This window comes from Bradyrhizobium sp. P5_C11_2, assembly GCF_054049755.1.
Genome location: NZ_JBFULT010000861.1, coordinates 1 through 2,105 on the forward strand (window position 1 = coordinate 1; position 2,105 = coordinate 2,105).

Here is a 2,105-nt window from a genome sequence, read left to right on the forward strand (position 1 = left end):
CTTTGGCGCCCGAGAGCGCGAACGAATAGGCATAGTCGGTCGTCTTCTCGGTGTCCGTGCCACCATCCTTGACGACATTGAACAGGGCTGCCAGATCGCCCGGGCTTTCGACATTGCCGACATCGGTCTTCATCGTGCCGATCGGATGGGTGCCGGTCGGATCCGGACTCGTATTGCCCGAGACGTCGTCGAATGTTCCGTCCGGGAAGCCGTTCGCGCCGCGGTCACTGCCGATCGATTCGTCCAGCGACAAGGTTGCAAGACGCGTGGGTCCTTCGCTTCCGTCAGCCACCGTCACCAGGATCGTCGGACCGTCGTCGAGAAATGACACGCCGAGCGAACCGGAAGACAGCGCAGTCGCCGTATTGCCGGAGCCGTCGGCCACCGTCTGCTGCACGAAGACGACGTCGCCAAGCTGAGCGCCTTCGCTCGTGTCAGGGTCGGACGCCGTGCCGTGCTTGATGGCTTCATATTGAGCCACGTCGAGCTTCAGGGTTGCGGGATCGAGGTAGAGCTGGAAGGCAACCGCACCGTTCGGATCGGCCGCGCCGCCAGCCCCCTCTCGACCGACGACGAGATTGCCCTCGGTGAAAAGAAAGATCTCGTTGCCGGTGATCGTGGCCTGCAAACCGGAATCGACGCCAGCGAACGCCGCGCCCGTCGAGGTCGTCAGCGCATAGGTGATCGTTCCGGTGCCGCCGCTGCCGAAACTGGCGCTCGATGACGCGATTTCCGGAAGAGCGCTCTCGGCCCATCCGATCAGTCCGACAGGCGAGAAGACCGCGGGCAATGCAGTATTGAGCTGATCGTTCGCGCCGTTCAGAACCTGCACATCGATGGTTTCATCGTGGATGACGATCGTGTCCGAAAGGGTGAAGCCCGCACTCGGCAGAGTCGTTGCGGGCAGTCCTGCGAACGTCTCCGGGGTGAGCCGAAGATTGCCGAGATCTTCTTGCCCGAGCAGGTCGAGCGGATTGCCGGCGTTCAACGCGTCGACCGCGGCGTTGGAGAAGCTGGCGCCACTCCCTTGCGCGTTGCCGTTACCATCGCCGGCCGCGGGCAGCACAGACTGATCCATGGTGATGGGAAAGAGGCTGGCGAACTCCTGGACGTTGACATCGCGCCCTGGCGCCAGTTCGATCGACAGCAGGTGCTGATCGTCATGGCGGGAATCGAAGACCGGATCGACGGTGATCGTCGACTTGTTGTCGAACAGGATGATCAGCTTCTCGCCGACATGGACGAGCGTGATCTTTTCGTTGGCGATCGAAGAGAAATCGAGCTTGACCTTCTGGTCATATCCGAGATGGACGACCACCGCCTGATCCGTCAGCGGTTTTGCAAGTGTGAAGGTTCGTACTGGGGTTGTGTTGGTCGGAACGGCCGTGCCGGCAGCCTGCGCCACCTGAAATTGTGCGTTCATAAATTACCCCTGCCAAAACTCTATACAGTTCAAATCAAGTCTGAAGAAAGTAAGGCAAAAAATTTCGCTATTAAGCTATTGTTAACCCAGGCGGGGGTCAACGAAATCAACTAGTTAACGAAGGGTTTTTGCCCAACCGTGGTAAATTGGCTGATCAATTCGCACCGGCGCCGAAAACGCATTTAAATTGAGCAGCTTGCACCGCATTGATCGGGAAACTTCGGCAAGCTTGGGAGCACCAATGAGGGTATTATTGTCCGCCGGCGTCGCAATGTTGTTGGGATTCGGCGCGCCGGCCTTGGCGGAAGATGCGCCTCCTCCGGTCGAGCGCACGATCAAATCCGCTTCCAGCAAGGACACGCGGATCGGCGTCTTCATCAATGTACTGCCCGATTGCACGTCGGGTCCCCTGCCGACGATCCGCCTGGTCAATGCGCCCGCATCCGGCAAGGTGACCGTCAAGTCGGCGAAGGTGAAAGCAACCAACTACAAGTCCTGCCTTGCGCTGGAGGTCCCCGCTTACGTCGCATTCTACAGATCGCAGCCCGACTTCGTCGGCGACGACGCCGTGACGATCGAGGTCAGATATGCCAGCGGTCGAACCGAAATTCAGAAAATCACGATCAGCGTGGCCGGTCCCGGCGGGCAACAGAAGATCTAGCCGGGTGGCCTCGTTCTTCCC

The 2,105-nt window shown here is 59.7% G+C and carries 2 protein-coding genes; one reads left to right on the forward strand and one right to left on the reverse strand.

Going from position 1 to position 2,105, the window contains the following annotated elements; translation table 11 throughout:
- On the reverse strand, positions 1 to 1,423 hold a 1,423-nt coding region (locus tag ACXJL8_RS39540), incomplete at its 3' end, for a DUF5801 repeats-in-toxin domain-containing protein (RefSeq protein WP_456686866.1).
- A 187-nt stretch (positions 1,424 to 1,610) separates the two neighbouring features.
- Between ACXJL8_RS39540 and ACXJL8_RS39545 the strand changes: the two genes are divergently transcribed.
- Entirely contained in the window at positions 1,611 to 2,084 is a 474-nt protein-coding gene (locus ACXJL8_RS39545; protein ID WP_456686867.1) for a hypothetical protein, read from the forward strand.
- The last annotated feature ends 21 nt before the right edge of the window (positions 2,085 to 2,105 follow it).